Below are 22,491 nucleotides of genomic sequence, written 5' to 3' on the forward strand. Positions count from 1 at the left end.
CCCCATTAAATCAATAATAAATATGAAAAAACAATTTACAATCGCTTGCATTTTAGTAGCGATAATGACTATTCAAGCGAAAGCACAGGACAATAAATTGTTGCTCAATAACCATCAGTATAGCGGTGCCGTTGCTAAGAAAAAAGCGTATAAAGCCATTTATCAGCTGGACAGCAATGATCCAAAAACAATTGAAAAAGCAATCCGTAATATTAACAATGTTTTGAAAGACCCACGGTTAAAAGGACACTTACAGATTGAGTTGGTTGCATTTTCCGGTGGTACCGAAGCTTACCTAAAAAAGAACAGCCAATATGAGAAACCTTTGAAAGACCTCGTCGAGAAAGGCGTTATCGTAGCACAGTGCCTGAATACGTTGGAAGAGAAACATATTGCCAAAGAAGGACTATTTGATTTTATAGGCTATGTTCCTAGCGGAAATGGTGAATTAATCTTAAGAGCAAATGAAGGTTGGGTTATCGTTAAACCATAAGTATAATGAAAAATTTTCTACTGCTTGGTCTAACTATAGCATTATTGGGAGCGCAGGAAATTAAGGCACAAGAACATCGTTTTGATCCCCCCTGGAATAATCCACCAGAATCGGCTCTAAATTTTACGGTACCCGGGATAGACAATATTCCAGATTTATATGGTGATATCGAGAATCCGCAGCTTACTGTCTTTTTCGCTGGCAATCAATTTATGGTTGTCGATGATCTACTTGCATCATTCAAAAAAGAATACCCACAATACGAACGTATTTTTGTTGAAACCCTGCCGCCGGGCATTTTAGCTAAACAGATTAAAGGCGGATCAATCACGATAGGCAATCTACGTATTACGCATAAGCCCGATATTTACACAGCGAGCAAACGAGCGATCAACGAGATGGCAGATTACTTCAGCCATACACAGGTTTATTGCTACAACAATATCTGTTTGATGATTCCAAAAGGAAATCCCGCTAATATCAGAACATTGAATGACCTGGGGAATGACAAAGTTCGTATCAGCATGCCCAATCCCCAATGGGAAGGAATTGGCGAGCAGATCAAAGCATCTTATAAAAAAGCCGGGGGCGAACAACTCGTCACGAAAATCATGGATGATAAGGTCAAAGATGGCAGCACTTATCTGACCAAGATCCACCATCGCGAAAGCCCCATGCGAATATTGTATGGACAGGCCGATGCGGCTCCCGTTTGGGCTTCTGAAGTCGTTTACCAAAAACTAATTGGCCATCCAGTTGAAGGGATCACCATTCCTGATGCGCAAAATACTACGGCAACTTACGTTGCTGCAAAGCTTAAAAACGCACCCCATACGCAGGCTGCAGATGACTTTTTAAAATTCATGGACTCGCCAACAGCCAAGAATATTTACAAGAAATATGGTTTCACAGTAGACTAAAAAAGAAAATGGATAATTAATTATCCATTTTCTTTCTTTACTTTAGGTCAAAATTAGTTGACTTGTATGATCCTATTGCTCAAAAAACTCCATCGGTATTGGTATTTTATCAGCGTTCTACTTGTTTTTCTTCTGTTTTTCCCTTACATCTATTTTCTAGCACGACGTCCCGAAAAAAACTATGCTCGAATCGCCCGTATGCGACGCTGGGTATCAGTTGGTGGTTCGGCCCTAGCTGGTGTATTTTTTAAGGTGAGCTATGAATCAAAAATAGATTGGAACCGTTCCATGGTATTGTGTCCCAATCATACTTCGGTCTTGGATATAACAGCCCTCACCTATTTGTGCCCAGCTCCTTTTTCATTTATCGGAAAAGCTTCATTGCTTAAAAATCCGGTTACACGTATTTTTTTTAAAACAATAGATATCCCGGTCACAAGAAGAAGTAAAGTATCTTCTTTCAAGGCCTTCCAACGTGCCAATGAACTCGTCAGAAATGGCAGAAGTGTGGTCATCTTTCCAGAAGGAAAAATCGACGATAGTTTTCCGCCGCAGATTCACGCATTTAAATCCGGAGCCTTTCGAATCGCTATTCAAAATGACGTTCCCGCAGTACCCATTATCATAGAAAATGCCTGGGATATCTTTTTCGATGACGGTTCGAAAAGAGGATCTCGGCCGGGAATAGTTAAAATACATGTATTCAATCCCATAGAGACAAAAGATTTTAACGATGATAATGCATCAGAACTAGAAAAAGTTGTATATGACAAAATGCATTCCTATTGGATTATGAAGAATAAATCGTATTTTCATAACCTAGAGAACCTCCAAAAAATATGTCAGGAAAGATCTTAATCGAAATCAAGGATATTGCCAGAGAATACCAAATTGGTGCGGAAACAATTCATGCCTTAAGCTCTGTTACTCTCAACATCCACAAAGGAGAATTTGTTGCCTTAATGGGACCTTCAGGATCGGGCAAATCCACGTTAATGAATATTCTCGGTTGTTTGGACACGCCTAGCCGAGGAGAATACATCCTCAACGGGATTAATGTCAGTGACATGACGGAAGATGAACTCGCCGAAGTAAGGAACAAAGAAATTGGTTTTGTCTTTCAAACTTTTAACCTACTACCAAAAAATACAGCACTTGAGAACGTTGCTCTGCCCTTAATTTATGCAGGTTATGGTAAGGTTAAACGGGAGGAAAAAGCCACAGCGGCATTGGAAAGTGTTGGCCTAGGACATCGTATGGATCATAGGCCTAACGAGCTCTCAGGAGGACAACGACAACGTGTTGCTGTTGCTAGGGCATTGATCAACGATCCTTCCATTATACTTGCCGATGAACCGACAGGAAACCTTGACACCAAAACCTCCATTGAAATTATGGGCCTACTGGAAGAAATTCACTCCAAAGGCAATACCATTATTCTAGTGACACATGAAGAGGATATCGCATTACATGCACATCGCATTGTACGCATGCGAGATGGCTTGATCGAAAATGATTATCCAAACCCCGACATCAAATCCGTGTCACCAAGACTGAATGCGTTAAACGAAAAGGGAAGTGACTTTGAGAATATCTAAAAATATTATAACGCTATCAATCAACGACTTACATTAATACGGCAAAAATAACACGTGATTTACTTGCTTAAGTTAAATTAAATGATAGTTTTGCGAAAATAGAGAACTTAAATTGTTTTTATATGTATTGGACATTAGAATTAGCTTCGCATCTAGAAGATGCACCATGGCCAGCAACAAAAGATGAATTAATCGATTACGCTATTCGTTCGGGTGCACCTGTTGAGGTGATTGAAAACTTACAATCTCTTGAGGACGATGGTGAGCCATATGAAAATATCGAAGAAATTTGGCCCGACTATCCAACAAAAGACGATTTCTTCTTCAATGAAGATGAATACTAAAAAATAAAAAACGCCTTTATTCAAAAGGCGTTTTTTATTAAAGGCATCCCCCTCTTTGCGGAAACAACTCAGTACGGTTTATATCCATAAGCTCACGAAGGTTTTTATTCCAGAGTTTTAATCCATTTTGATGAAGACAAGTCTTACAGGTATGAAAATTAAATTAAAGTTAGTGTTGCTCATGTTTATTGGCTGTTTACTCAGCCAAGGCCTATTTGCTCAGGAACAACAAACTCCCAATGACTATGTTGCTGTTTTAAAAAGATTTGTTCAACGTTTACATGATCCAGATCTAGCTACTGATATAATTCTAAGCCAAGACCTCATAACATCAAAAAAATTGGACGAAGATCTACAGGAATACCTATTGGCTAGCATCGATGAAATCAGGATAAATGTACAGAGCAAGGATATCAACCAACTGGAATATCTTAGCTTTGCTCAAGCTGGAAGAAAAGAAACCAGTGATATCGATCTCGAAGGTATCGATCCACAACAAGTCTACTTTGTCAAATACCTCAAGCGTTTTGTATTTGCGGCAGTCATTCGTGATAAGAAAATTGCATCTTTTACATTAGTCTCCAAAGGCAACAATAAAGCGCATTTTGTATTCTATTAGTTTTCATCTTGTTTTCATCGCCCCCATTTTATCAGATCCTTGCTCTTATAACCCTTAAATATCACGCTCAGGCTTACATAAATGCACGCTTATCAAGTTTTATTTTACGGTATATTTGTGAGCAATATTAAGCCAATGATGCTTTCTTAAAAATTTTTCAATAAAAACACTTGCATTTTATAATTCTATCAACCATATTTGTATTAATAAAAATAACAATGATAACAACTGTATCAAATAAAGCTTGGTGGTGGCACAACGAATAACGTTGTGGCAAACTCCTATTGCATTATTTGATTAATACGTCAAGATATGATGGGCTTGCCTAAATAAGGTAAGCCCTTTTTTTATTTAAATTACCATGAAAGAAATTTTAGCGCATTTATTTGAATACAAGACATTTTCTCGGCAAGAGGCCTACGAGATTCTAACCAACATTGCCATGGGCAAATATGACAGTCACCAAATTGCGGCATTTATGACAGCTTATGGTATGCGCAGTATTCGCGTTGAAGAGCTTGGCGGGTTTAGAGATGCGATGTATGATTTATGCCTCAAGCTGGATTTTAACGGTTATGATTTAATTGACCTTTGCGGTACAGGTGGGGATGGTAAAAATACCTTCAATATCTCGACAATAGCATCTTTTGTCACCGCTGGAGCTGGTTACCATGTCGCCAAACACGGTAATATCGGGGTATCTTCGAGCTGTGGTTCATCCAATGTCATGGAATATTTAGGCTATCAGTTCAGTAACGACAAGTCGGAACTACAACGCCAGCTTGATGAAGCCAATATCTGTTTCCTACATGCACCATTGTTTCACCCTGCCATGAAAACCGTTGCCCCGATACGTCGTGCATTGGGTGTTAAGACTTTCTTTAACATGCTGGGACCATTGACAAATCCTTCCAATCCCAGATTTCAGTCCGTTGGCGTATTTAGTTTAGAATTAGCGCGACTGTATGGTTATCTATATCAAAACACCAACAAACAATATTCCATTATTCATGCCTTAGACGGTTATGATGAAATATCCATGACCGGTGATTTTAAAGTAATCAACAACCAAGGAGAGAATTACTACAACATGGAAGAACTTGGTTTTACCCCAGTCTCAGCTCAGGAGTTGACGGGAGGTGAAACGATAGCAGATGCGGCCCAGACATTCTTATCTATATTGAACAATCAGGGTACAGATGTGCAGAACAATGTTGTTTTGACCAACGCCGCATTTGCAATTAAGACCTTTAACCCCGAAAAAACTTTTGGCGACTGTTTTTATGAAGCAGAAAGTTCATTGATGGGAGGTAAAGCTTTGCGCAGTTTCCAAAAACTAATCAAAAAATAAAATGGCGATCAAAGTAAAAGTTTGTGGCATGAAATATCCCGACAATATAACCGCTGTAGCCTCCCTGGGCATCGATTATATGGGATTTATATTTTATGATCAATCCAAACGTTATGTTGGTCAAAGCTCCTCCTCACACATTAAGGGCCTTGACAGCCTAAGTAAGGTCGGAGTTTTCGTTAATGCCAGCCTTTCAGAAATTCTAGATAAAATAACTGAATTCCAATTAAATGCAATTCAACTGCATGGAAATGAATCTGCAGAATTCTGTCTTGAATTGAAAGAAAAATCAGCAGTTAGCATCGTGAAAGCCTTCGGAGTCGATCAAAACTTTGACTGGATACAGCTGGATCTTTACGCTAAAATTGTAGACTACTTTTTATTTGATACAAAAAGTAGTTCCTATGGTGGTACAGGAGTGCAATTTGACTGGTCCCTATTGGACCAATACAAACTTACCACCCCCTATTTTCTCAGCGGCGGTTTAGATCCCGAAAATATTAAAACAGCGCTAGAAAGAAATGATCCACGGCTATATGCACTGGATTTAAATTCAAAATTTGAAGTAGAACCCGGCTTAAAAGATATTGAGCTATTAAGCCAAAGTATAAATACTATTAGAAAATGAGTATATATCAAGTCAATGAAAAAGGATATTATGGTCCCTTTGGAGGAGCCTATATCCCTGAGATGCTCTATCCAAATGTGAAAGAGCTACGTGAAGAATATCTCAAAATTATCGAAGAAGAGAGCTTTCAAGAGGAATTTAACCAACTGCTCAGCGATTATGTCGGACGTCCTTCTCCATTATATCATGCCAAGCGTCTTTCTGAAAAATATGGAACTACGATTTACTTAAAACGGGAGGACCTTAACCATACCGGAGCGCATAAAATCAACAATACCATTGGCCAAATTCTATTGGCGGAACGCTTGGGTAAAAAGCGCATCATTGCCGAGACAGGCGCAGGACAGCATGGCGTTGCCACAGCTACCGTTTGTGCGCTGAAAGGTATACAATGTGCAGTGTACATGGGAGAAGTTGATATTCAACGTCAAGCTCCAAATGTAGCACGGATGAAAATGATGGGTGCCGAAGTTATTCCCGCGACATCGGGCTCCAAAACGCTAAAGGATGCCACCAATGAAGCTTTGCGAGATTGGATCAACAACCCTGTCGACACCCATTATATCATTGGGTCTGTTGTGGGACCACACCCTTATCCCGATATGGTTGCTCGCTTTCAGTCGATTATTTCTGAAGAAACGAAAAAACAGCTCTTGACAAAAACAGGAAGAGAAAATCCAGATATCGTATTGGCCTGTGTCGGTGGAGGCTCCAATGCGGCAGGTATGTTCTATCATTACCTCGATGAAGAATCGGTTCAATTGTATGCCGTAGAGGCAGCTGGCCACGGTGTTGATTCAGGCGAATCCGCTGCGACAACAGCATTAGGAAAAGAGGGGGTTTTACATGGAAGCCGATCTATACTGATGCAAACAGCGGATGGCCAGGTCATTGAACCTTACTCCATATCAGCAGGGCTTGACTACCCCGGTATTGGCCCTCAACATGCTTGGTTATTCAAATCTGGAAGAGGTAACTATGTCAGTGTGACCGACGACGAAGCGATGCAGGCCGGTCTTGAGCTTACGCGACTAGAAGGTATCATACCAGCTATTGAAAGTTCTCACGCACTGGCTTATTTGGAAAAAATACCTTTTAAAGGTAATGAGACTGTCGTTGTCTGTCTTTCTGGACGTGGTGACAAGGATCTAGATAATTATATGAAATACTTTGATTTTTAAGGCATGAATACAATTGAAAAAAAAGAAGGTACTCCCCTTTTATCGATATATTTTACCGCTGGATATCCAACATTGGACAGCACAATAAGTATTGCAAAGAAATTGGAAGAAGCTGGCGCGGATTTTTTGGAAATCGGGTTTCCTTATTCCGACCCAGTGGCGGATGGACCTGTCATTCAGCACAGTTCAGAAGTTTCTTTGGCGAATGGCATGACCGTAGAAAAACTGTTTGATCAATTGATTGACCTCCGCAAACATGTCAGCATCCCCGTATTTTTGATGGGTTACTTTAATCCAGTGCTCCAATTTGGTGTTGAAAGATTCTGTGAAGCATGTAAGAATGTAGGCGTGAACGGTGTCATTATACCAGACCTACCCATGGATGAATACGAAGAACTTTACAAAGAGACGTTCGAGAAAAATGGGATTGCAAATATATTCATTGTAACACCACAGACTTCTGAAGAACGAATCAGAAAAATAGACAGCCTTTCAAGAAGCTTTATTTATTTACTTTCTTCCAATGCAACGACGGGTAAAACACTTGATGTTGGAGACAATACAGCAGCTTACTTCAAGCGGATACATGATCTTCAATTAAAAAACCCATTGATCGTTGGTTTCGGTATCTCCGATAAACCTACCTTTCAAAAAGCAAGTAAGCATACGGCCGGTGCCATTATCGGTACAGCATTTGTCAAACGGCTAAAAGAACCGGATTATCTTGCACAGATTCCAGCATTTATTGCGTCTATCAAAGCTTAATATGTAGGCTAGAAATTAGCAAAGCGTTAATTTTTTAATAAGAGTTCGGTCTAAAGTCTTTTTTCTTGGATCGAACTCTTATTTTTAAGACAGTTTTCGAAAATATGATTTTTCGAAGAGACTTTGTTGCCTTGATCAACCAAGCAATAGGCAGCCAATCAAATCAATACTGATATAACCATGGATACGCGAAGAGATTTTTTAAAGAAAGCAGCTATGCTTGCTGGGGGAGCTTCTATCTCCCATGTTATTCCATCCGCCATTGCGAAAGCGATGGCTATTAATCCAGCATTGGGCAGCACGTTTTATGATGCCGAACACGTTGTTTTATTAATGCAGGAAAACCGTTCATTTGATCATGCCTTTGGAACATTACGTGGTGTAAGAGGCTTCAATGATCCTAGAGCTATCCGTCAACCCAATCGGAATAAAGTCTGGTTTCAGACGCAAAAATCCGGCGAAACATTTGCTCCCTTCCGGTTGGATATCAAAGATTCGAAAGTCACCTGGATGGGTTGTCTTCCCCACAACTGGACCGATCAAACAGATGCACGCAATAAAGGCAAGATGAACAAATGGCTGGATGTAAAACACTCCGGATTTAAAGAATTTTCGAATCTACCGTTGACCATGGGACATTATAGCCGCGAAGATATTCCATTTTACTATTCTCTCGCGGACTCTTTCACAATCTGTGACCAACACTTTTGTTCGAGCATCACCGGCACGAATCCAAACCGGCTTTATTTCTGGACCGCCAATATACGGGAAAATCTTACAGGAAAGGCCTTAGTTTGGAATGGTGACTCCGAGTTTAGCGGGAAAGCAACATGGACAACTTTCCCCGAACGCCTTTCGGAATTAGGCGTAGACTGGAAAATCTATCAAAATGAAATCTCTTCAAGCAGCGCTGGCTATAGTGGTGAAGCAAACAGCTGGCTCGCCAATTTTGGTTGTAATCCGATGGAATACTTCCCCCAATATCAAGTCAAATATCATCCACGCTATCGTCAGCTCCTGACATTAAAAAAAGAAGATCTCGAACGTAAAATTAGCGAAACAACAACTGGCGAAGCACTTGAAAATTTAAAGAAAAATCTCAAGCATATTCAAGAAGAATTACAGCTATATACTGCCGAGAACTTTGAAAAGCTCGATGAGCGGACAAAAGATATTCATCGCCGTGCTTTTGTTAACAACAGTGCACAGCCTGATTATATGGAATTGGAAACAATGCATTATCAAGAAGGGGGGCAACAGCGCGAGTTACAGATCCCTAAAGGAGATGTCCTGTATCAATTCCGAAAAGATGTCGCGGAAGGTAAACTTCCAACCGTATCATGGCTGGCTCCACCGCAGCTTTTTTCTGACCATCCCGATTCTCCTTGGTTTGGCGCATGGTATGTTAGCGAAATCATGGACATTCTTACCCAAAATCCAGAAGTTTGGAAAAAAACAATTTTTATACTTACCTATGATGAGAATGATGGGTATTTTGATCACTTTGCACCCTTTACGGCGCCGAATCCTGATGATACAGAAAGCGGAAAAGTATCAGCGGGAATCAACCCTGGATTAGAATATGTACGCCGCGATGAGCAATATTATCCTGAAAGCGGAAGAGAAGGCAATATCGGTCTCGGCTACCGTGTACCAATGATCATTGCCTCTCCATGGACCAGAGGGGGTTGGGTCAATTCGCAAGTATTTGACCATACCTCCAGTTTACAATTCCTGGAAAAATTTATTAATCACAAAACCAATAAAAATATAAAAGAAACCAACATCAGCAGTTGGCGACGTACCGTATGTGGTGACTTAACTTCGGCATTTAGGCCCTATCATGGCGAAACCATAAACAAACCTATGGTACTAGAACGGGAACCTTTTATCCAAGAGATTCACCAAGCCAAGTTCAAAGGCCTTCCCATGGGCTTCAAAGCGCTCAGCGAAATGGAGATCAAACAAATAGAGAAAGACCCCAGCAGTTCACCCTACTTCCCAAAACAAGAAAAAGGGCTCCGGGATTCCTGTATCCTTCCCTATGAACTTTATGTGCATGGCGAATACCAATCCAAAGGGGATTACTTGGTCACATTTGAAGCTTCAAATAAAATTTTTGGCAAACACGCTGCGGGCTCACCTTTTACAGTCTACCATGCTGCTAGCTACAAAGGAGAAGTTGGAACCTCAAGAAATTATGCTATTTCTCCCGGAGATCGTGTAACGGACCAATGGTCGCTAGACGCCTTCGATAAAAAAATGTACCACCTCGAGATCTATGGCCCAAATGGATTTTATCGAGCATTTAAAGGTGACACAAACAACCCTGAGTTAAAGGTCCGCTGTACCTGTGAAAAAAGTAAAAATGAATCCGCGTTTACCGGGCGTTTGTCTTTTTCATGTACAAACAATGGGAAAACAACTCAGCAACTTGTTTTTGAGGACGCCAGCTATGGAAAAGAAAAAAAGAATCTGCAACTTAAGGGGGGACAATCCATTAAGATACATTTTGATTTGGCTAAGCAAAATTTTTGGTATGATTTCCGCCTCACCTGCGCTGGTTTCTCAAACTTCGAGGAACAATATGCGGGGCGTATAGAGATTGGAAATGCAGGAAAAAGTGATCCCTTATTAAGCCGATAAACAAAGTAAATGGGAGTGTCTAAATAAATACTCCCATTCTTATCATGTCTTACCTGAATAGTTAAAATTCAATGAATAATCCTTACATGCTGCTATCTTAGAAGAAACAGCACATATTCAAGCTACTAACAGTATCCGGGAATAAGGTCTAATATATTGTTTTATTCCTGTATACGACGAGCGAGATGGTAGAATCCTTTGTACAATAAAACTGCCCCGACAATCAAAAGGATAGCTAATAAATAGGAGCTGACGGGATTAATAAATAATAAATACATAACTCTGGTAATTTTTGGTTTTTCATTTGTTACTACAAGTTATAACATTTATCCAAAATATTACAAAAAAAAATTACATATTTTCTCTATTTTTGCTTCAATGAAGAAAATCGCACTATTTATCGGCTTATTTTTCTATTTGCTCGCTGCAAGTGGTGCCTCACTGCATCTTCATTTTTGCCAAGGAGAAACAAAAAGTGTATCGTTATCGGAAAGCCATAATATGGCCTGCCCTCTTTGTGCCAAGTCTGCAAAAAAACAGCAGAACCATTGTCATGAAACAGGAAGCTGTAAAGATGTTAAGATCGAAGCACAAAAAGTCGATCACTTCAGCCGAGTAACACAAAATCTTGATTTTAACACTTTTTCTCCCGCAATAATTACACGTCATTGGATACTTAATTATTATCATTTCTCTGAGGAGGAAGACGATTTTTCTAAACTAAAGTATACCGTTTTTGCGAGCGATAATAGACAGAACCCACCTGTTTTTATTCTCAATCAAAATTTTAGGATTTAATATCACCTCTTTTCACCGAACACAGTTCAACTTCTTGAATTGACCGAAGTCCAGTATAATTTTTATATTTCGTAAGAATGGCAGACTGTCATTCCCAACATTGATCTTTCCGTCGCTTGTCACGGAACCAAAAACAGTGGATTTTAAATCATTCAGCAAAAATAGTAGTAGAACTGAAAAAATAGATCCGTTACCCATAAATGCGGTCGCGCGATATCATGAAAGTAAAAATTAAATGCTAGTTGAAGCGAATACTCTTAATTAAAACGATGAATCAAATTTTCAAAAAAATATATACGACAACCATTCTATCCTTATTTTTTCTGGCATTTGTACAGGCACAGACCGACAGCACGAGGACGCTTACAGTGGCCGGAAATTGTGCCATGTGTAAAAAACGTATTGAAACTGCCGCGAAAATGAATGGTGTAGAAATGGCTGTTTGGAATGCCAGCGACAACCTGTTACAGATCAAATATAATCCTCAGAAAATACAACTGGAGTCTATTAAGAAAAACATTGCGCATGTTGGTCACGATGTAGACAACCTGGTTGCCGATGAAGAATCCTATGCTAAACTTCACGAATGTTGTATGTATCCACGCTTGGAAAATGGCAAAATCCCCGAAAAGAAAATTGTAACAACCGATAGCCATGACCATCCACATACTGTTACCGGTGTTGTCGTTGAAGAAAACGAAAAGGGGGATCTTAAGCCCATTATTGGCGCCAATCTACACTGGGCCAACCTTCCAACCAAAAACACAAGAACAAACGAAAATGGTGTTTTTAAATTGGACCATAAAGAAGGATTCAACAAATTGGTGGTAAGTTACGTTGGAATGAAACCTGACACCATCACCGTCAAAGATCTCCATGAAGTCATCATGATTACAGCAAAGGGAAATGTATTGATGGAAGTCGAGGTTAAAGGAACACGACGCTCAAATTACATCGACCGTATGACACCTGCACGACTGGAAGTTCTTACAGGAAAAGAGTTATTCAAAGCCGCTTGCTGTGATTTAAGCGAGAGCTTTGAAACCAATGCCTCCGTCGATGTCGTCAGTGCTGATGCGGTAACAGGCAGCAAACAGATTCAAATGCTGGGCCTTAGTGGTATTTATACCCAATTAACCGTTGAAAATTTACCCGGACCTCGTGGGCTCGCTTCTCCTTTAGGTTTAAATTCTATTGCAGGAACATGGATTGAATCAATTCAAATCGCGAAAGGTATCGGTTCCGTAGCCAACGGTTTCGAAAACATGGCCGGACAGATCAACGTCGAATTGAAAAAACCGCAAAATTCAGAAAGATTGTTTTTTAATGCCTATGCTAACAACATGGGACGCACAGATGTCAATTTAAATCTTTCACAAAAAATTGGTCAGCATTGGTCCACCGCAGTTCTGTTGCACGACAATTTCATGTACAATAAATCCATGAACTTTAGTCACAACGGATTTAGAGATGTACCTGTTGGCAATCTATTCTCTGGTGTCAACCGTTGGTTTTATGAAAACGGAAAAGGACTTATGGTACAATTTGGGGTAAAATATCTCAATGACGACCGTACAGGTGGGCAGATTGATTTTAACGAAAAAACAGATAAGGGTACTACGAATCGCTATGGTTTAGGATTTGATATTGAACGTGTAGAAGGTTTCGCTAAAATTGGTTACGTGTTCCCCGAAAATAAGCACCGCAGCATAGGTCTCCAGCTTGCAGGATCAAATTACAATCAAAAAAGCTATTTTGGGCTCAATAACTACAATTCGGAGCAACAAAATGGGTATGCTAACCTCTTATTTCAAGATATTATCGGGACAGTCGCTCACAAGTATCGCGTTGGTGCCTCCATTAATTATGACAATTACAATGAGTGGTATTTAAAAGATCAAAACTTCAAAAGGAAAGAAGTGGTTTCGGGAGCATTTGCAGAATATACCTATAGTCCATCAGAAAAATTTGATGCCATTATCGGTCTCCGCCAAGACTATAATTCCCTGTATGGTTGGTTTACAACACCACGCATCCATTTACGTTATGCACCGATTGCGGGAACAACGGTTCGAGCTAGCTCAGGAAGAGGTCAACGTACAGCAAATATATTTGCAGAGAATACGGCCGTTTTGGCAAGTAGTAGAAAATTGGTTATTCAATCGCCTAATATATACGATAAAGCTTATGGCCTACAACCTGAAGTCTCCTGGAATAGCGGAATAGCGATAGACCAAAGTATGCGAATCTTTGGACGTGAGGCTTCGGCATCCGTTGAATTTTTCCATAACAGCTTCTCTAATCAGGTCGTGGTCGATTACGAAAATCCCCGAGAGATCAATTTTTACAATTTGAATGGAAAATCTTTCTCCAATAGCTTACAAACAGAATTTCGCTTTATGCCAGCACCACATTTTGAAACGAGATTGGCCTATCGCTTACTTGATGTCCAAACTGATTTTGAAAGTGGCAGAAAGACCAAACCGCTATTGGCCAAACACCGTGGCTTTGTCAACCTAGCATATAATCACCATTCTGGCTGGAGTGTAGACTATACGCTGAATGTAGTTGGACAAAAACGCATTCCATCAACAGCAGAGAACCCCGTTGAATATCAAATGCCTACAGCATCAAAAGCTTATGCGACCATGAATGCGCAGATTAGCAAAACTTTTGGGAAAGACAAAAACTTCACTGTATATGTGGGCGGAGAAAATCTGTCTAATTATTTCCAAAATATGCCAATACTTGCAGCGGATCAACCCTTTGGAAACTATTTTGACACGTCGATGCTTTGGGGACCATTAACAGGACGCATGTTCTACACTGGGGTTCGTTATTTCATCAAATAACAGCTCAGCTAAAAAATCAATGAATAATAAAAAAGCGGCTTTTGCCGCTTTTTTACATTAACTTTTTCAATTCTTGATAAAGCTTTGCCGTTGGCAACCCGACCACATTATTATATTCTCCCTCAATTTTTTTTACGGCGATTAAGCCGATCCATTCCTGTATTCCATAAGAACCGGCTTTATCTAATGGTGAAAATTTAGTAACATAATGATCGATTTCATCCGCATCTAATTCGTAAAAATAAACAGTTGTCGTTTCGACGAAAGTACTAATCTTACCCTCCCATGAGATCGCTACAGCAGTCAACACCAAATGTTTCTTACCAGACAAGTTTGTTAAAGTTGTCCTGGCTTCCTGTTCATCTTTGGGCTTACCTAAAATTTCGCCTTTGTCCGAAACGACAATAGTATCGGCACAGATAACCAAACAATCGTCTTTATCTCTAAATGCCTCCACTTTACGAATAGCGATTTGGCGAACCACCTTTGCAGCCGATAAATTCGGATCCACGTATTCATCCGTCTCCCGAACGTCGACTTCAAATGTCAGCCCAAGCCCTGCTAACAGCTGTTTTCTCCGTGGAGATTGAGACCCTAATATAATTGTTCTATTTTTTAGATTTTTCAACATCCTTATATACTTTTCACTGTTTCATCCTCATACCAATTGCCTTGTACTTTCATGACCTTTTCAATCAATTCACGCACAACTCCCTTTCCACCACAAAAACCAGACACATAATGCGAAATTTTCTTGATCTCTTCTACTGCATCTGCCGGAGAAACCGCTACGCCAACAGACTTCATGCAGCTAAAATCAGGGATATCGTCACCGATGTACATCAACTGATTTAATTCAAGCTTATAATCATAAGCAAGTTCTTTCATTTTAGACAGCTTGTCAGTAACTTTTGAATATACTTCTTTGATTCCCAATCCTTTCATCCGCTGCTCGACCCCCTTCGAACCTCCACCTGTGATGATAAAAATAGGATAGCCTTTCTTGATCGCCAACTGCATCGCATAGCCATCTTTTATATTAAATGTACGTAATTGATGCCCTTCTTCATTAACTTGTACAGTACCATCAGTCAATACACCATCTACATCCAATACAAATGCTCTTATCGCTTTAAATTCGGTCAATACCATAAAAATTTATTTTTGTAAAAGTAAGGCATTTCAAGTAATAATTCGCGTAGCGATACCGATCTAATCGACGAGGCTGTCAGATAATTATTCAGATAAGCCAAAATATCATTTGTGTGTCACAACATAGTTGTATTAGCAACTTATTCGAAAAAATATTTGGATACTACTGTATATTTACCGTATCTTTGTTGAAGATAATTAAAGGTTATCTCACTATGAAACACTAACAATATGCAGTCAGAGAAGTTATTTGCTCGAAACGTGCATAAGATTTAAAAAACAATCATTTTTAGTTTTCATGGAATAACACGGCAACTAATTTAGTTTAGAAGCCCTTAAAGAGTCTTTTCATAATTTAGGTTTATAATTGGTTAGTAACGAACCCTGGTGCCCATCATCAGGGTTTTGTTTTTATATGTATTTTTTCATCTTCTATTAAATAGGGATCAAGGGATCAAGCAGAATTCTTGGGGGAATACAAAAAATTTCCTAGTTTAGTTTGTTTAATACAGATATCCCTTGCAAGACGCCGAACGTAAATTACTATCCCTATTGATGCCCGAAGGGCTTTTAGAATACTTTCAGATTTTAGAAGTCGATCAGGTTGACAATCAGCTCCACATTTATCTAGACGAGCTTAATATTGCTCCAACGGGCTATGAGAACAGCAAGTTGGAGTCAAAGGGCTTTATGCCTTCCACAGAGATTTCAGACTTTCCCATTAGAGGTCAGAAAGTTACTCTACATATCCGCCGCCGCCGCTGGACAGTGTTAGATACGGGAGATATTATCACAAGAGATTGGAACCTGGTGCGTGAGGGTACTCGAATGACGACTGAATTCGGGCTTTTTTTAAAGAAGATATTTGGATAACTATCCTGTAAGTGCCCAATTGGTAGGGTTATTCTTCCAGGTGGACGGCAAGCAACTTCAGGATCAATACAAGAACCATCTCAGTGACTTCCATGACTGGAGCCAAAAGCCACATGCAGAGCGATGGACTCTTTTCCCGGGGAACATCTCTGAACGCTTGAGCATCGATGAGACCAGTTTTAGCAACGGTGAATTATATACCATTGTTAGCAGTAAATCGGCAAAAGGAGGTAAAGGGACGATCCTAGCGACTATCAAAGGCACCAAGGCCGAAGATATCATCACTGTTCTTGAGTTAATACCTTTACGTTCAAGGAATAAGGTAAAGGAGGTGACCATGGATATGGCGCCGAACATGGCCAAGGCAATCCGTAGATGTTTCAGGAATGCCAGGCGTGTGGTCGACCGGTTCCATGTCCAAAAGTTAGCTTACGATGCAGTGCAGGAACTTCGTATTAAGTATCGTTGGGAAGTATTGGATGCGGAAAGCAAGAAGATAATGGAATCGCGAAAGGGAGGAATCCCATATGAACCCGAGTTGTTGCCTAATGGAGACACGCTCAAACAGCTACTGGCTAGATCCAGACACCTCTTGTTCAAGCACCCAAGCCGATGGTCCGAAAACCAGAAACACCGAGCTGAATTGTTGTTCATGCGGTTTCCCAAGCTAAAGCTCGCTTATGACCTTGGAATTGCTCTGGGTGACATATTCAATAAATGCCAGGACAAAAAGATAGCATTTACCAAACTTGGACTGTGGCATAATCAGGTTGAAAATGCGGGCATCGCTTCATTTGAGAGCGTAGCAAGATCCATTGCAGCGCATCATCAATACATTCTACACTACTTCGACAATAGAAGCACCAATGCTTCAGCAGAATCTTTCAATGCAAAGCTCAAAGCGTTCAGGAGTGTCTTTCGCGGTGTAAGGGACACCACATTCTTCCTATATAGAGTAATGAAATTGTATGCTTAAAAACTTCTCCTCCCCCAAACTTTCGGTATGATCCTTAAATAGACTTGACCGAACCATCTCCCTACCAACATATAGCTAAAAACAATTTTCAATCAATTTTTAGACAGTGATCAGTCACTGCTTATTCAGTTTATACTGAGTGATCACTGAACAAGCACTGAACAATCACTGAACGAGCACTGAACAAACACTGTTAAAATGCCTAATTTGATCACTACTTGATCCCTACTTGCTGCAACTCAGAATTAAAAGACAAAAAATGGTATGAGCTACGCTTACGTAACAAAAAATCGCTATTGCGCGGTAATCGATTATTTTGGGATACCTCTTGACTGTTTATAGGTTTGTTTCTATGCTGACTTTTGATTATTTTAGGAATAGCAAGTTTTTTTGTTATTTTACATATATCTTTTTCCCCAGGTACCATCGAAACACAATACCTACAGAAAAGTAAACGATAAACTCATTCTAACATGAATCGAAAAAATTATAGAAAGCAAATTACCATAGGAGTGATAATTTCTTTTTCGCTTATCTTCCTTTCAGCCCTATATTTTTTCATATCGCTGCATCATAATTTAAATAACGAGCGAAGTATTGTTCGTGTTGCCGAAAATAGATTCAATATTATTAATGAAATCAAATCAAGTGTAGACGAAGTAAATGACATCAAACTTGATTACCTGAATAAGAAAGACGCTTCACTATTTATTCCTTATAAAATGGAATTTAAAAAAATGGACGAACTGTTGCGATCTTTAAGTTTGAAAGATGATTTCTATCATGTTCAGCCAAACAGCACTGAAAACATCCGAAAAGATATCGTTGCATTTTACGACTTTGAGCAGGATATCGATCACACAGAGGAAACTCAATCCATATCCCATAATATTCACGAGCGAAAGGCCTCGATATTAAATCAGATCGATCTCATGTCGAGAGATCTATTAGACCAACGGGCAAGACTCTTAGAAAAATCTAGAAATGAACTGCAACTGGCCCAGTACATTACTTACCTTTTCATCGCCATTGGCTTAAGTGGCTTCTTCTATATTCTCGCTAAAATTTCCTCGATCTCTAGATTTCTGAGGTCTACAGTGAAAAGTCAACAAGAATCCAATAAAAGTCTCCAACTATTGCAAGAACAGACCAATGGTGATAACTGGATTTTGAATGCGATTAATGGCATTGACGAACAATTACGCGGTGACTATACAGACAAGAAAATTGCCGAAATAAGCCTACATGCTATTGCTTCCACGACAAAAGCATTAGGTGGGACGATTTACATTTTCGATGATAACTATCAGGAGTATCAGCTTTGCCACAAAATTGGTATTTCTTCCACACAGTATATCAAACGAACGTTTAAGGAAAACGATGGTATTTTGGGCGAAGTCGCAAACAATCATGAAGTCGTTAAAATAAAAGACGTCGACCACAAGCATCTTATCTTAGAAACCTCGTTATCCGATCGTTTAGAAGCCGAGATCTATATTGTACCCTTCTCTTATGAAAACCATTGTGTCGGTATCATGGAAATTTGTTGCCCCATTACCAATGAGAAAGACGAGCAACTACGATTTAACTTCCTGGATAAAGCAAAAGATAACATTGCCGTTATCATCAAAGTAGCCCAAACTCATGGGAAGCTTGCCGATCTTTATGAGGAACTTCAACAACAAACCGAGGAATTAGAGACGCAACAGGAAGAATTGAGAACAACAAATGAGGAGTTAATCCATAAGACACATTTGTTGGAGGCTTCTGAGGAAGAGCTTAGAGTACAGCAGGAAGAACTTATCCAAACCAATAATGAGCTTGACGAGAAGGCCAAATTACTCTTTGCCCAAAATGAAGATCTGGAAAAAGCCCGTCAGGCCATAGCGCAAAAAATAGAGGAAGTAGAGCTGTCCAGCAAATATAAATCTGAATTTATGGCCAATATGAGCCATGAACTGCGGACACCACTTAATAGTATTCTCATTCTTGCCAAATTACTTCATGATAATAAAAAGAAAAACCTCAGTGAGGACCAAATAAAGTATGCTTCTGTTATTCACAGTGCCGGTTCAGATCTCCTCCATTTAATTAACGAATTGTTGGATCTGGCAAAAATTGAATCGGGCAAAGTTGATGTCCAAAAAGAACGTATCAACACAAACTACCTTGTCAATTATATTAAAGATTTTTTCAATGATACCGCAGCGTCGAAAAATATTGATTTCCTACTCGATGTCAATGTAAATGCACCGCAGGAATTCATCGGTGATGAACATCGTATACAACAAGTCCTCAAGAATTTATTATCGAATGCCTTCAAGTTCACAGGTGAAAAGGGCGAAGTCTCTTTAGCGATAGAAGCTGAAGCTGAAAATCTTCTTTTTACGGTAAAAGATAACGGTATTGGCATTGCTCCAGAAAAACAAGAGCTAATTTTTGATGCTTTTAAACAGGAAGATGGCTCAACGAGTCGTAAATATGGTGGCACTGGTTTAGGCTTATCAATATGCCGCGAAATTGCTAGCTTATTAAAAGGGAAAATAAGCTTATCCAGTAAGGTTGGTGAAGGCAGTATCTTTACCTTCAGTATACCGCTGGAACAGGAAATTCCAGTCCCGAAAGTAACATCGATCGAAAAAGAAATTGATCCGCCGTCACAAATGCCGAAGGAAAATCCCATAGTCGAAAAAACGAAGTCGATCGACAACGATGGAAAACACAATAAACTTCTGATTATTGAGGATGATTTTATTTTTGCAGATATTCTAAAAGACTACGCCGAACAAAACGGCTACGATGTATACATTAGCTATGATGGGCAAGATGGGTTACAAAAAGCACAAAATTTACGACCTGCCGCAATTATCTTAGATATTATGTTGCCTAAAATGGATGGTTGGGAAGTTCTTCGAAACCTCAAAAAAATTGATAGTACCAAGGAGATTCCCGTACACATGATGTCCGCAGGAACATTTTTACATGATGAACCTATTTCTGCCGGAGCCATCGGATTTATGGCTAAACCTGTTTCAGAAGAATCTTTGGCTGAAACATTCTTAAAAATAAAAGCGTCGACTAGTCATCCATTGAAAAAAATTCTGCTGGTGGAAGATCAGGAAATCCAAAGCGATTTTATCAAACAATCTTTAGAAGAACAGCATATTCAGATATTTCAGGCCTTCAATGCGAAACAAGCCCTCGATCTATTAGATCAAGAGAAATTGTTTGACTGCATCATTATGGACCTGAATCTCCCCGATAAATCAGGCATTGAACTCCTAAATGAGATCAAATCGAACACTCAATTTAAGGATTTACCCATTATCATCAATACGGCAATGGAACTCACTACGGAGCAGACTTCCGAAATTCTGCATCATAGCCAGGCGATGGTCCTTAAATCAGCTAAATCAAATAATCGTCTGATTGATGAAGTTAATTTATTCTTAAATAAAATCCGCAGCAATAAGCACGAATACACGATGTTCAATCACTCCGGAGCCTCTGTAATTGCGGAAAACAATTTAGCTTCCAAAACCGTACTACTGGCAGATGACGATATGCGGAATATTTTTGCCCTGAGCACGGCGTTTGAAAGCTATGATATGAACATTGAAATCGCTAACAATGGTCAGGAAGCGTTGGATATTCTTGAACGAAATAAACAGATTGACCTTGTCTTAATGGATATCATGATGCCCGTTATGGATGGTTATGAGGCTATTGAAAAAATTAGGGCAAACAAGAAATTTGCAAACCTTCCTATTATTGCTGTGACAGCGAAAGCAATGAAAGGGGATAGAGAAAAAACAATTGCTGTTGGAGCAAACGATTACATTAGCAAACCGGTTGATGTCGACAAATTAATATCCCTAATGCGCGTATGGCTGAGTTAACCGATAAAAGAGTAGTAATGATAAGTTTTGAAGAGTTGGAAGAAGTTATTGATATAGTCAAAAATCTACACGGCTATGATGTATCCGGTTATACAAGAGCTTCTTTAAAAAGACGGGTGACTAGAATAATGGAACTTAACAAGCTCAATCTACAGGAGCTAAAATCCAATTTAATCAATCAACCCGGATTCAGCACCTATTTCCTGCAGGAAATTACAGTTAATGTGACTGAGATGTTTAGGGATCCCGATTTTTATAAAGCTGTAAAAACAGATGTATTTCCCTATCTCGCAACTTATCCGCATATAAAACTGTGGAGTGCCGGTTGTTCTACTGGCGAAGAAGTTTATTCGCTGGCCATCTTGTTAGAAGAAGCAAATCTTTACCCACGTGCGTTTATTTATGGCACCGACATTAACGGCAAAGTGTTAGAAAAGGCAAAACGCGGTATCTATTCTCTTGCAAAAGTGAAAGAATACTCGGAAAATTTTATCAAAACGGAGCCAAAAAACTCATTGTCGGATTATTATACAGCAATGTACAACGCCGCTACCATTAATAATAGTCTTAAAAAAAATGTCCTTTTCTCCATGCATAGCTTGGTATCCGATGGCGTTTTTAATGAATTTCAACTGATTACCTGCCGTAATGTATTGATCTATTTCGACACCGAATTGCAAAATAAAGTCCTGGATCTATTCTATCATTCACTTTGCCATTTGGGCTTTTTATGCTTGGGAGCGAAAGAATCTTTAATCAACTACAAAGACGCTGCTAAATTTAAGATCGTAAACAAGAAACAGAATATTTACCAAAAAATTGGGTAATACGTGATGGAAAGAAAAATTCTTTTGTTAGCGGGGTCTGCAGGTGGATTTAGTGTCATTCTAAATATCTTGAAGTCATTGGAACGGCCAATCCTTATACCCGTTATTGTCATTGTACATCGAAACCCCAAATATGCTTCTAGTATTGAGGACACGCTTTCCAAAGCACTTGTTCAAAAAGTAAAAACTGCAGATGATAAGGAAGCGATAGCAAATGGGACTATTTATTTTGCCCCTGCTGGCTATCACCTTTTAGTTGAACCAGATTATAGCTTTTCTTTGGATATCTCAGAACCTGTTCAATACTCAAGACCATCAATTGATGTGACTTTCGAATCCGTGGCCGAAATATATAAAGAAAATTGTACAGCTATCCTATTCTCTGGAGCGAATCAGGATGGTGCACAGGGATTATTAATGATAAAACAATACGGCGGGACGACTTTTGTACAAGACCCTGCCACGGCTGAAGTTCCCATCATGCCCGAAGCAGCTATTCAACTCGATGCACAGGAACGCATTTTGACCATTCAAGAAATAAAAGATTACATCAAGCAATTGACTTAAAA

20 protein-coding genes are annotated in these 22,491 nt (G+C 39.5%); 18 read left to right on the forward strand and 2 right to left on the reverse strand.

The window, feature by feature from the left end; translation table 11 throughout:
* The first annotated feature begins 22 nt into the window (after positions 1-22).
* From B3E92_RS11555 to B3E92_RS11615, 13 genes are all read left to right on the forward strand, one after another.
* Positions 23-493 carry a DsrE family protein gene (locus tag B3E92_RS11555; protein WP_286851569.1) on the forward strand — a complete coding sequence of 157 codons (471 nt, stop codon included), beginning with the start codon at positions 23-25 and terminating at the stop codon, positions 491-493.
* A 5-nt stretch (positions 494-498) separates the two neighbouring features.
* On the forward strand, positions 499-1,413 hold the full coding sequence (locus B3E92_RS11560) for a substrate-binding domain-containing protein (RefSeq protein WP_286896785.1): 915 nt from the start codon (positions 499-501) through the stop codon (positions 1,411-1,413).
* 66 nt (positions 1,414-1,479) lie between these two features.
* The gene (locus tag B3E92_RS11565) at positions 1,480-2,271 is read left to right on the forward strand and encodes a lysophospholipid acyltransferase family protein (RefSeq protein ID WP_286896787.1); all 792 of its coding nucleotides are present in this window, start codon (positions 1,480-1,482) and stop codon (positions 2,269-2,271) included.
* On the forward strand, positions 2,253-3,011 hold the full coding sequence (locus B3E92_RS11570; RefSeq protein WP_286896789.1) for an ABC transporter ATP-binding protein: 759 nt from the start codon (positions 2,253-2,255) through the stop codon (positions 3,009-3,011). The genes B3E92_RS11565 and B3E92_RS11570 overlap by 19 nt, the downstream gene beginning before the upstream one ends.
* A gap of 122 nt (positions 3,012-3,133) precedes the next feature.
* Positions 3,134-3,355 (forward strand): DUF2795 domain-containing protein, encoded by a 222-nt coding sequence (locus B3E92_RS11575; RefSeq protein WP_028072584.1) that lies wholly within the window; start codon positions 3,134-3,136, stop codon positions 3,353-3,355.
* 151 nt (positions 3,356-3,506) lie between these two features.
* The gene (locus tag B3E92_RS11580) at positions 3,507-3,974 is read left to right on the forward strand and encodes a hypothetical protein (protein WP_286896790.1); all 468 of its coding nucleotides are present in this window, start codon (positions 3,507-3,509) and stop codon (positions 3,972-3,974) included.
* A gap of 361 nt (positions 3,975-4,335) precedes the next feature.
* Positions 4,336-5,325 carry an anthranilate phosphoribosyltransferase gene (gene trpD, locus B3E92_RS11585; RefSeq protein WP_286896792.1) on the forward strand — a complete coding sequence of 330 codons (990 nt, stop codon included), beginning with the start codon at positions 4,336-4,338 and terminating at the stop codon, positions 5,323-5,325.
* 1 nt (position 5,326) lies between these two features.
* Positions 5,327-5,953 (forward strand): phosphoribosylanthranilate isomerase, encoded by a 627-nt coding sequence (locus tag B3E92_RS11590; RefSeq protein ID WP_286896793.1) that lies wholly within the window; start codon positions 5,327-5,329, stop codon positions 5,951-5,953.
* Positions 5,950-7,134: a tryptophan synthase subunit beta gene (gene trpB, locus B3E92_RS11595; RefSeq protein ID WP_286896794.1), complete on the forward strand. Its 1,185-nt coding sequence runs from the start codon at positions 5,950-5,952 to the stop codon at positions 7,132-7,134. Before B3E92_RS11590 ends, trpB begins: the two co-directional genes overlap by 4 nt.
* 3 nt (positions 7,135-7,137) lie before the next feature.
* Complete coding sequence (gene trpA, locus B3E92_RS11600) at positions 7,138-7,899, forward strand: tryptophan synthase subunit alpha (RefSeq protein WP_286896795.1); 762 nt, start codon at positions 7,138-7,140, stop codon at positions 7,897-7,899.
* A gap of 180 nt (positions 7,900-8,079) precedes the next feature.
* On the forward strand, positions 8,080-10,545 hold the full coding sequence (locus B3E92_RS11605; protein ID WP_286896796.1) for a phosphocholine-specific phospholipase C: 2,466 nt from the start codon (positions 8,080-8,082) through the stop codon (positions 10,543-10,545).
* A 378-nt stretch (positions 10,546-10,923) separates the two neighbouring features.
* Complete coding sequence (locus tag B3E92_RS11610) at positions 10,924-11,343, forward strand: HYC_CC_PP family protein (RefSeq protein ID WP_286896798.1); 420 nt, start codon at positions 10,924-10,926, stop codon at positions 11,341-11,343.
* A gap of 269 nt (positions 11,344-11,612) precedes the next feature.
* The gene (locus B3E92_RS11615) at positions 11,613-14,195 is read left to right on the forward strand and encodes a TonB-dependent receptor domain-containing protein (RefSeq protein ID WP_286896800.1); all 2,583 of its coding nucleotides are present in this window, start codon (positions 11,613-11,615) and stop codon (positions 14,193-14,195) included.
* A 52-nt stretch (positions 14,196-14,247) separates the two neighbouring features.
* On the opposite strand, the gene B3E92_RS11620 is transcribed toward B3E92_RS11615, so the two are convergent.
* Positions 14,248-14,826: a Maf family protein gene (locus tag B3E92_RS11620; RefSeq protein WP_286896802.1), complete on the reverse strand. Its 579-nt coding sequence runs from the start codon at positions 14,824-14,826 to the stop codon at positions 14,248-14,250.
* A 2-nt stretch (positions 14,827-14,828) separates the two neighbouring features.
* A complete protein-coding gene (locus tag B3E92_RS11625; protein ID WP_286896804.1) occupies positions 14,829-15,347 on the reverse strand; it encodes a KdsC family phosphatase in 519 nt (172 codons plus the stop codon).
* Positions 15,348-15,866: 519 nt separating this feature from the next.
* Between B3E92_RS11625 and B3E92_RS11630 the strand changes: the two genes are divergently transcribed.
* The 5 genes from B3E92_RS11630 (at position 15,867) to B3E92_RS11650 (ending at position 22,489) form a co-directional block, all read left to right on the forward strand.
* The gene (locus B3E92_RS11630) at positions 15,867-16,220 is read left to right on the forward strand and encodes an ISAon1 family transposase N-terminal region protein (RefSeq protein WP_286851555.1); all 354 of its coding nucleotides are present in this window, start codon (positions 15,867-15,869) and stop codon (positions 16,218-16,220) included.
* Complete coding sequence (locus B3E92_RS11635; RefSeq protein ID WP_286896806.1) at positions 16,213-17,196, forward strand: ISAon1 family transposase; 984 nt, start codon at positions 16,213-16,215, stop codon at positions 17,194-17,196. Before B3E92_RS11630 ends, B3E92_RS11635 begins: the two co-directional genes overlap by 8 nt.
* A gap of 473 nt (positions 17,197-17,669) precedes the next feature.
* Positions 17,670-21,095, forward strand: a complete 3,426-nt coding sequence (locus B3E92_RS11640) for a hybrid sensor histidine kinase/response regulator (RefSeq protein ID WP_286896809.1) — start codon at positions 17,670-17,672, stop codon at positions 21,093-21,095.
* Between the two features lie 17 nt (positions 21,096-21,112).
* Entirely contained in the window at positions 21,113-21,922 is an 810-nt protein-coding gene (locus B3E92_RS11645) for a CheR family methyltransferase (protein ID WP_286896810.1), read from the forward strand.
* Positions 21,923-21,928: 6 nt separating this feature from the next.
* Positions 21,929-22,489, forward strand: a complete 561-nt coding sequence (locus B3E92_RS11650; protein ID WP_286896812.1) for a chemotaxis protein CheB — start codon at positions 21,929-21,931, stop codon at positions 22,487-22,489.
* The last annotated feature ends 2 nt before the right edge of the window (positions 22,490-22,491 follow it).

This window comes from Sphingobacterium sp. UBA6317 (assembly GCF_002440385.1).
GTDB lineage: Bacteria > Bacteroidota > Bacteroidia > Sphingobacteriales > Sphingobacteriaceae > Sphingobacterium > Sphingobacterium multivorum.

Bases quoted from the DNA above. Each gene is read 5' to 3' on its own strand.
- B3E92_RS11555 (WP_286851569.1), top strand. From the start codon at position 23: ATGAAAAAACAATTTACAATCGCTTGCATTTTAGTAGCGATAATGACT.
- B3E92_RS11560 (WP_286896785.1), top strand. From the start codon at position 499: ATGAAAAATTTTCTACTGCTTGGTCTAACTATAGCATTATTGGGAGCG.
- B3E92_RS11565 (WP_286896787.1), top strand. From the start codon at position 1,480: ATGATCCTATTGCTCAAAAAACTCCATCGGTATTGGTATTTTATCAGC.
- B3E92_RS11570 (WP_286896789.1), top strand. From the start codon at position 2,253: ATGTCAGGAAAGATCTTAATCGAAATCAAGGATATTGCCAGAGAATAC.
- B3E92_RS11575 (WP_028072584.1), top strand. From the start codon at position 3,134: ATGTATTGGACATTAGAATTAGCTTCGCATCTAGAAGATGCACCATGG.
- B3E92_RS11580 (WP_286896790.1), top strand. From the start codon at position 3,507: ATGAAAATTAAATTAAAGTTAGTGTTGCTCATGTTTATTGGCTGTTTA.
- trpD (WP_286896792.1), top strand. From the start codon at position 4,336: ATGAAAGAAATTTTAGCGCATTTATTTGAATACAAGACATTTTCTCGG.
- B3E92_RS11590 (WP_286896793.1), top strand. From the start codon at position 5,327: ATGGCGATCAAAGTAAAAGTTTGTGGCATGAAATATCCCGACAATATA.
- trpB (WP_286896794.1), top strand. From the start codon at position 5,950: ATGAGTATATATCAAGTCAATGAAAAAGGATATTATGGTCCCTTTGGA.
- trpA (WP_286896795.1), top strand. From the start codon at position 7,138: ATGAATACAATTGAAAAAAAAGAAGGTACTCCCCTTTTATCGATATAT.
- B3E92_RS11605 (WP_286896796.1), top strand. From the start codon at position 8,080: ATGGATACGCGAAGAGATTTTTTAAAGAAAGCAGCTATGCTTGCTGGG.
- B3E92_RS11610 (WP_286896798.1), top strand. From the start codon at position 10,924: ATGAAGAAAATCGCACTATTTATCGGCTTATTTTTCTATTTGCTCGCT.
- B3E92_RS11615 (WP_286896800.1), top strand. From the start codon at position 11,613: ATGAATCAAATTTTCAAAAAAATATATACGACAACCATTCTATCCTTA.
- B3E92_RS11620 (WP_286896802.1), bottom strand. From the start codon at position 14,826: ATGTTGAAAAATCTAAAAAATAGAACAATTATATTAGGGTCTCAATCT.
- B3E92_RS11625 (WP_286896804.1), bottom strand. From the start codon at position 15,347: ATGGTATTGACCGAATTTAAAGCGATAAGAGCATTTGTATTGGATGTA.
- B3E92_RS11640 (WP_286896809.1), top strand. From the start codon at position 17,670: ATGAATCGAAAAAATTATAGAAAGCAAATTACCATAGGAGTGATAATT.
- B3E92_RS11645 (WP_286896810.1), top strand. From the start codon at position 21,113: ATGATAAGTTTTGAAGAGTTGGAAGAAGTTATTGATATAGTCAAAAAT.
- B3E92_RS11650 (WP_286896812.1), top strand. From the start codon at position 21,929: ATGGAAAGAAAAATTCTTTTGTTAGCGGGGTCTGCAGGTGGATTTAGT.